At 41.1% G+C, this 7,913-nt stretch carries 7 protein-coding genes; 6 read left to right on the forward strand and 1 reads right to left on the reverse strand.

All coding sequences use genetic code 11. From position 1 onward, the window contains the following. The first annotated feature begins 209 nt into the window (after positions 1-209). The 5 genes from ACT3QR_RS13645 (at position 210) to ACT3QR_RS13665 (ending at position 5,771) form a co-directional block, all read left to right on the forward strand. Positions 210-953, forward strand: coding sequence for a hypothetical protein (locus ACT3QR_RS13645; RefSeq protein WP_444521856.1), 744 nt, complete (start codon positions 210-212; stop codon positions 951-953). 368 nt (positions 954-1,321) lie between these two features. After that, positions 1,322-2,296, forward strand: a complete 975-nt coding sequence (repM, locus tag ACT3QR_RS13650) for a replication initiation protein RepM (RefSeq protein ID WP_133378671.1) — start codon at positions 1,322-1,324, stop codon at positions 2,294-2,296. Between the two features lie 294 nt (positions 2,297-2,590). Continuing rightward, the gene (locus tag ACT3QR_RS13655; RefSeq protein WP_444521857.1) at positions 2,591-4,354 is read left to right on the forward strand and encodes a TrkH family potassium uptake protein; all 1,764 of its coding nucleotides are present in this window, start codon (positions 2,591-2,593) and stop codon (positions 4,352-4,354) included. Between the two features lie 68 nt (positions 4,355-4,422). Beyond that, positions 4,423-5,124 (forward strand): potassium channel family protein, encoded by a 702-nt coding sequence (locus ACT3QR_RS13660; protein WP_443522128.1) that lies wholly within the window; start codon positions 4,423-4,425, stop codon positions 5,122-5,124. A gap of 104 nt (positions 5,125-5,228) precedes the next feature. After that, positions 5,229-5,771 (forward strand): DUF3124 domain-containing protein, encoded by a 543-nt coding sequence (locus ACT3QR_RS13665; RefSeq protein WP_201513117.1) that lies wholly within the window; start codon positions 5,229-5,231, stop codon positions 5,769-5,771. A gap of 35 nt (positions 5,772-5,806) precedes the next feature. Here ACT3QR_RS13665 and ACT3QR_RS13670 read toward each other — a convergent pair whose 3' ends face one another. Then, positions 5,807-6,076 carry a mobilization protein MobS gene (locus ACT3QR_RS13670; RefSeq protein ID WP_201513116.1) on the reverse strand — a complete coding sequence of 90 codons (270 nt, stop codon included), beginning with the start codon at positions 6,074-6,076 and terminating at the stop codon, positions 5,807-5,809. 254 nt (positions 6,077-6,330) lie between these two features. On the opposite strand from ACT3QR_RS13670, the gene ACT3QR_RS13675 reads away from it, so the two are divergent. Next, positions 6,331-7,913 (forward strand): MobA/MobL family protein (locus ACT3QR_RS13675; RefSeq protein ID WP_444521858.1); only part of this gene is annotated, 1,583 nt, incomplete at its 3' end.

Here is a 7,913-nt window from a genome sequence, read left to right on the forward strand (position 1 = left end):
CCGCAGCCGAGGCATGAGTCTTGGCTTTTAAGCTCACAAGCAATACTAAACGACACTGACGGTCGCATAGAATCACCTCAGAGGCTTCTCAGGCATCCCACAGCGCCATTTTGATGCTAGGGTACCAATAACGTATAAACCACCCTAAAAACGCCTACAGCGCCATTTAGGGGCCAAATAGCATCATAACTAGCGATTAGGAACGATCCATGCCACAAAATGACCTCTCTATCCAACTAGAAGACCTATTGCTTGCACTTGAGACCTACACCAAAAAAATAGATAAGCAGCTGATTGACAGCTCAAACTTACATCATGCGCACTACAAACAAGCGCAAGATATTGCTAATTGGGCAAAGGCACTGACTTCACTGTTAAAAACCTATCAAAACAAAGAAACCTTACTGCAAACTGAATTTGTTGAAGCCATTAACAAAGAGATTGCAACCGTCTTTAAAACCAATGAAGACAACTACCATAAGCGTATTGATGAAGGCTTCACTAAGCACATCACTGATGCGAGTGATACGTTCTTAAAAACAACAAAGCTGCTTAATAAAGATTTAGGGAAAATACAGACCTCTGTTACCAGTGTTGCTAGTAACCTTGACGATACTAAAGACAAGATAGCTGAGCTAAATGTAGATGCCTCCAAGCAGATGCTGGATAACGTTAAGCGAGAGTTTGGCCGTCAATTAATACTAACTTTGGTCGTTATGGTTGTTGTGGTATTAGCATTAGCCTCTGGAGCAGCTTGGCTGTTTATTCCTAGCAAAAGCGAGATAGCAAAACGTCAAGATGATTATCAATATCTGGAAAAGGCTGGTGTGGCTCATAACATTGTCAAAATAAGTGGACAAGATGGTCACTATGCGAGGATTGATCCCAAAGACTGTTTTGAAGATGAGAAGAGTTCGTTCTATAGCCAATCAAAGCTATGCAAATTTAAGTAACTTACTTCCTAAATCAACCATTAAAAATAGCCCTTTGTTTTTTAAGCTTATCCACAACCAAAAATGCTTTTAATGCTTTTAAATGCTTTTAAATGCTTTTAAGCTCGCTACAGGCCTTGCGGTATAAGGGATGTAAGACCAATAAGGTGACGTTTAGTTACCAATAAGGTGACGTTTAGTTACCAATAAGGTGACGTTTAGTTACCAATAAGGTGACGTTTAGTTACCATTATGAGACAAGTTTTTCTTTGTCTTTTAAACGACGTTTACTTACCATTATGAGACTCTTGTATATTTGTCACTAAAGTGACTTGTAATAATAAGTCACTTAATATAAGGTAGGGTTTAAACATACTAGGATAAAGCCAATGAATAAGAAGCAAGACTTAGTAGTAAAGACTAATCAGTTAAATCAAGCATTACAAACATTATCGTTATCTGAGGTTCGAATTATTCAACTAGCTATAGTCGATGCTAGAGAAACTGCTACGGGATTAAGCACTGATAAACCTTTACGTATCGATGCCTCTCGTTACGCAGAAGCCTTTGGCACTTCACGACAGAATGCCTATGCTCGAATGAAGGAAGCAGAAGAAACCTTGTTTAATAGACGTTTTACCTATCAGGATATTAATGGTAAGCCAATCAAAAGCCGCTGGTTACAGCAAGTTCAATACCATGATGGTGAGGGCGCAATAGATCTAGTTTTTACGCTTGCCGTAGTAGAAGGGATTAGCCGTATTGATGGGCTGGAGCAGTTTTTCACTTCCTATTTGTTAGAGCAAACTACACAATTTGATAGTGTTTATTCAGTGCGCCTCTATGAGTTACTTACCCAATGGCGCGCCGCCAAAAAAACGCCTTGTTTTGAATTAGGGGTCTTTCGACAACAAATGGGGCTAGGTGTGAATGAATATAAAAGAATGAATGACTTTAAGAAGCGAGTGTTGGACTTGGCCATTAATGAAATTAATGAGAAGTCCGATCTGAAAGTAAAATATGATAACGTAAAGAAAGGCCGCAGTATTACAGGCTTTAAATTTGTAGTTCATGAGAAGAAAAAACCCAAAACTGGACAGGTAGCTGAAGCTCGCGATGTTGACAACGGTGATATGTTCACTATTGATGGGTTGTCTGATAAGCAGCTGTGGCGTATCAGTCGGCATAAAGAGTTTATAAGTACATATAGCGGTCTTGCTAAAGGCGACGCTGGTAAGAGCTGGTCAGCATACAGCGACTTTATAGTCGGTGAGATCAAGAAGGACGCTTCTAAATTCAGTAAAAAACGCCCTATACGTGAGTATTTAGATGGGAATGAAGAGGAATACGATTTCTCAAAATAGCGAGAGAAACTGACCACCTAGAACAGTCTGTTATAAGCGGTTCTCTTATAGTGGTCTGTTTTAGGTAGTCTGTTAATAGGTTTTTGTGGCTTTTACGTCGGTTCCGCTAGGGTATGAGCTATTCTTAATGGTAATAAACTAAAAAATCACGTTCAAAAAATACCAATATAAACGTTCATCGTACCTTCTAGTCGTCTTTTTAGTTGTCTTTTGACTTAAAACCTAACTGCTTTTTGGTAATAGTAGAAAAGAAGAGTACAATTGTCGCGGTCACTTTTATGATGAATTAAGTCTATGAATGCAGCCACGCGTTATCGATTGCTAAATAATTTTACTATTTTCATTAGTGTTGTTGGGGTCATTATAGCCTTATTAGATAGTGGTTTTACACTACCGGCATGGCTACAACAAGTCTTTCATATTATTTATCTTGTCATTATTTTCCTAAGTTTTGTAGTAACTGCTGGTCGTTATCTCTACACCAAAAAGCCACTAACTTTTAATAAAGTAGTTGTTTTTGATGCGATTACCAGTATCGCGATTATCATACTATTGGCAGCACATTTCACTGATTTAGTGCGTTTAGGGTTGTCAGCGGCTGTTGATGGTTTTGTCGCGTTAAAAATTGCAGTGTTCGTTACCTTTGTTCGTGAGCTCTCTGATCACGATTTTAATCTTAATCGCACTTTTCTAAACCCTGCCCAGTTTTTTATCTTAAGCTTTTTATCGGTGGTTTTGGTTGGTGCGTTATTACTGATGATGCCCAATGCAACAACGCAGCCGTTGTCCTTTGTCGATGCGCTTTTTACGGCGACTAGTGCCGTTTGTGTGACTGGTCTTATCGTGGTAGACACCGCGACTTACTTCACGACGTTTGGGCAAGTCATTATCATGGGACTGATTCAAATCGGTGGCTTGGGTATTTTGACGTTTGTGACTTACTTTAGTTATTTCTTTAAGGGCGGCGTCAGTTATGAGACCCAAGCAAGCATCAGCGAGATGTCTTATATGCGTGGTATGGGTAATGTGGTATCGACTCTTAAGTCTATTTTATACGTGACATTCGCCGTTGAGGCGGTAGCGGCGGCACTCATTTATATTAGTATTTATGACATGCCAAATATGGACTGGACTGAGCGGCTGTTTTTTTCTGTCTTTCATGCGATTTCAGCCTTCTGTAATGCGGGGTTCTCTATTTTCAGCGCGGGTATGTATGACGATTCGCTACGCTTTAATTATCCATTGCAACTTATCATTGCGATGACCTTTATCTTTGGTGGTATGGGCTTCGTCATTGTGGTCAATGTGCTACGGTATATGCGTTACCGTGCTGAACGACTGATGTATCGCAGCGTTGATCAGCGCTGCGACTATCAACCTTGGTTACTCAACATCAATAGCCGTATTACCTTAATTACAACAGGTGCGTTATTACTTGTTGGTCTCATCGGTGTGATGTTGTTTGAATACAATAATGTACTCGCTGACCATACCAGCTTCCTTGGCAAGCTGATAACAGGATTTTTTACTGCTTCTACTCCTCGAACTGCAGGATTCAATGTGGTTGATATGGGTGAACTGGCATTTCCGACTATTATGTTGACGATATTTTTGATGTGGATTGGTGCTTCGCCTAACTCAACGGGTGGTGGTATCAAAACCAGCACTTTCGCTATTGCCCTGTTAAATACCTTGAGCCTGGCACGTGGTCAGACCAAGATAGAGGTATTCAAAAGACAAATTGCTGAGATTTCTGTTCGGCGCGCGTTTTCCATTATGTGGTTGTCATTGTTGGTCATTGGGATAGGCGTAACACTTATCAGTTATGACCAACCTGACCTTGATTTGATCAAAGTAGTGTTTGAGTGCTTTTCAGCTTATAGTACGGTAGGGTTGAGCTTAAATTTAACCTCGGATCTATCGGATTTTAGTAAAGTGGTGGTTTCGGTCATTATGTTTGTTGGACGCGTCAGTATGCTGACTATCTTTATTGCGTTGCTCAAGAATAGTCGCCAAGGTAACTATCGTTATCCGACAGAAGAGATTACCATTAACTAATTTGTTGCAAATAAGCTATCTGAAGCTGGCTATTGAGATGTTAAAAAACGATTAAAAGGTAGAAGAGCATGAAGTATATTATCGTAGGGTTAGGAAATTTTGGCTCCTCTCTAGCCATGGCATTAACCCGTCAGGGTCATGAGGTGATTGCCATTGACAGTAGTATGCAAAAAGTCGAAGCATATAAAGAAGTAATCTCCCATACAATATGTATGAATGCCACTGATGAACATACCGTTAAAGGCTTACCTATCAGCAATGCTGATATCGTCGTCGTCGCCATTGGAGAAGATCAAGGTGAAAATGTCATGGCAACGGCGTTGTTCAAAACTTTAAAAGCAAAACGTTTAATCAGCCGTAGTATTAATCCGCTACACGAAAAAGTACTACAAGCCATCGGTGTCGATGACCTCATTCACCCTGAAAAAGAGGCCGCCAAACGCTGGGCAAAAAGACTGTCCCTACGTTACTTTGTGGACTCGTTTGAATTAAGCGATAACTTCAGTATGGTAGAGATTAAGATTCCAAGTACCTTAGTTGGTCAAACGGTAGATGACTTACAGTTAGAGCAAAAATTTAATATTCGATTGCTTAGCACCCTGCGCTATGAGTCTTATGAAGACAGCTTTGGGCGTACACAGAAAAAACCTAGTATTCAAGGATTAGCGACGCCCGAGCAAGTACTACAACCTAAAGACGTCCTAATAATTTATGGCGCTAACAAACACATTAACCAATTCTTACGAAGTGTGGGGATAAAAGTTAAGTAGTATGTATTATTAATATAGTGATACGTGTTGTCAAAAATTGACTCTCAAGTTATTAAAAACTTGTTTAGGTTGTAGTATCAAATAATGTGGTAAAGAGGAATGTTATGGCTAAACTTCAAGTCTCTATCCTATTAGCAACCATGATAGCCCTGATATCAGGTTGTAACTCTTCCACAACAGATCCCAATGTGGCGTTTTCAGAAAATAAGCAGGATCCGATTAAAGAATTGGAAATAACGTCAGAAGTAAATCACAGTCAGCTTAGCTATAAAGAAACTTTTTATGTGCCGATTTATTCTGATATTTACATCGATAAAGAAAACCGTAAAGTCTTATTATCCGCGACTTTAAGTGTCCGTAATACCACCTTAAAAAAATCACTGTATGTTAATAAAATTGATTATTACGATACCGGCGGAACTTTAATTAAATCTTATTTAAACACGCCACTTGAGCTGCCAGCCATGGGCACGCTCAATTATATCGTTGAAAAAGAAGAGTCTAAAGGTGGCTCAGGTGCTAATTTCATTATTGAAGTTGAAGGAATAGATGAAACAGTTAAACCTGTCATTGAAGCAGTCATGCTTGGTAATTTTAGCAATAAAGCATTTGCATTTAGTACAGAAGGGGTGCCTGTTACCCATTGAGGATCATCTCTATCTATTTCAAAATCTTAGTTGTTCTAGGTCTTGATTTTTTCAAGACCCTTTACTAAGTCTGCCATTAAAACCTTATCTCCTTTTCGAGTCAAAAACCCCAATAGATGGTCAGCCGTATATTCCTTTAGGCCATCTACTGCATCATTCTCTAACGCATCTATAAGAAAAGTTCCCAGCAGTATTTTTTGTCGTGTCAGCTTCTTATCTAACTTTTGTTTCTCTCTATTTATCTTAAGCTCAAGTTCGTTAATCTTCTGCTTTTCTTTTAAATCATTACCATCTAGTAAGCTCATATTCATCCTTAAATTATCAAAATTATAGTCTTTCCAACTATAGCAACTTCGCCAATACCTAACAACAGTTTGTGATATAGTCAATTGACGGATGGCTGCGTCCCACTGACTAAGTGCGAGTTTTCGACTTTACAAATGTTTATCCCTATCGGTCACACATTTATAAAATCAAAACATCGGCAGGGGCAAGCCCCCACACCCCCAACATTGCAAAAAGACGCAATGTTAAAAACTTGAAAACAGAGCTTGTAGAAATGGCTATTTTTATCGCATCGACCAAATCAATATCTCGCAGTAACGGACAAAGTGCCGTTGCTTCTGCGAGCTATCGCGCTGGTGTTGAGCTTGACGATAAGCGATACGGTAAGGTGCATGATTACTCTAAACGATCAGGCGTTATGAGTGCCGATATCATTTTACCGACAGAATTGGCTTCTGCTTATACTGATATTTCACGCAGCGATTTATGGAATAAGGCAGAGGCTGCCGAGAAGCGTAAAGATGCGCGTGTGGCTCGCGAATGGCTGGTCAATCTGCCCTATGAACTTGACGAGAATGACCGTAAAGATATTGCACACAAGTTTGCTCAGACGCTTGCGGATCGTTACGGCACGATTGCCGATTGCGCCATTCATCAGCCTACTCAAAAAGAGATTGATCGAGGGGCAGACCCTCGCAACTTCCACGCCCATATCATGTTTACCACGCGTACCGCTGAGCTTAACGATAATAACGAGATCGTACTGACCGATAAGGCAACCATTGAGCTATCCGATAATAAGCGGCGCTCACTTGGATTAGAGCGCGTCAATGTTGAAATCAAAGAAATACGGCAACTGTGGGAGCAGATCGCTAATGAGAAACTGGCCGAATATGACCATGAGCTGATTGATTCGCGCAGCTATGCCGATCAAAGCAAAGATATTGAGCCGCAAATCAAGATGGGTAGCGTTGCAACCAAGCTAGAGCGTGACAAATACGAGAGTGAGCGAGAAAAAGCAGAACAAGCAAACAAGAAAGGTGAGGTTTACGAGATAGACGAAACACCGGCCACAATCAGAGGTAAGATTAACCTGATGATCAATGAGCGCAACCGTCTAGTACGGACACGCGAACTTGCCGATCTGCGTGAAAGTAAGTTATTTATCGTCCCAGCAGCGCCTACGCCTGAATATAAACCCAGTAACGTGAGCAATGACGAGCTAGAGCAAGCTGAATCAGTGGTTGAGCGCATCAAACAGGCGCGTATTCAGCGCCAGATTGCTAAGGAAGCGGCTGAGGTATTAGAGAAACAACGTATTGCTCAGCAGCAGCGAGATATGGCGGACAAAAAAGAGCGTGAGCGCCTATTAGCGCAAGAAGAAGCGCGTCAAGCAAAGCTTGAGCAGCAACGCGCCAAAAGAGCAGAAGAAGAAGCCGGCTTTAAGGCGCAACACGATCATATCTCGCATCAAGGTCTATCGGATCAGCACAGGCTTCTAAAAATCATCGACCAAAAAAGCGACTTTGGCCAACACTTAAACACCCTCCTGCATCTTGATCAGCAAATGAGCGCATGGCAGCGCTACCGCAGTGAGCCGAGTACCACTGACCACCAAAAACAGCTTGCAGACCGTGAACAGCATGAAATTGGCAGCCACATTATCGGCCACAGCCAGCAGCTGCTTGATCACATCAAGTCTATAAGCGACCTATCGACAAGAAAAACCCACACCAAAACCTTAGAGCGCGTCTTTGATGACATCAAAGATCGACAACAAAGCGCCCTCAGCCCCGAACACCAGCGCCAAATGCGAACGGTATCCACTGAAATCACCGGTTATAGCCGTGATATCAA

The sequence above is a fragment of the Psychrobacter sp. AOP7-B1-25 genome (assembly GCF_052376195.1).
Taxonomy (GTDB): Bacteria; Pseudomonadota; Gammaproteobacteria; order Pseudomonadales; family Moraxellaceae; genus Psychrobacter.

Coding starts and splice junctions, on each gene's coding strand:
- ACT3QR_RS13655 (WP_444521857.1), top strand. CDS start 2,591: ATGAATGCAGCCACGCGTTATCGATTGCTAAATAATTTTACTATTTTC.
- repM (WP_133378671.1), top strand. CDS start 1,322: ATGAATAAGAAGCAAGACTTAGTAGTAAAGACTAATCAGTTAAATCAA.
- ACT3QR_RS13670 (WP_201513116.1), bottom strand. CDS start 6,076: ATGAGCTTACTAGATGGTAATGATTTAAAAGAAAAGCAGAAGATTAAC.
- ACT3QR_RS13645 (WP_444521856.1), top strand. CDS start 210: ATGCCACAAAATGACCTCTCTATCCAACTAGAAGACCTATTGCTTGCA.
- ACT3QR_RS13665 (WP_201513117.1), top strand. CDS start 5,229: ATGGCTAAACTTCAAGTCTCTATCCTATTAGCAACCATGATAGCCCTG.
- ACT3QR_RS13660 (WP_443522128.1), top strand. CDS start 4,423: ATGAAGTATATTATCGTAGGGTTAGGAAATTTTGGCTCCTCTCTAGCC.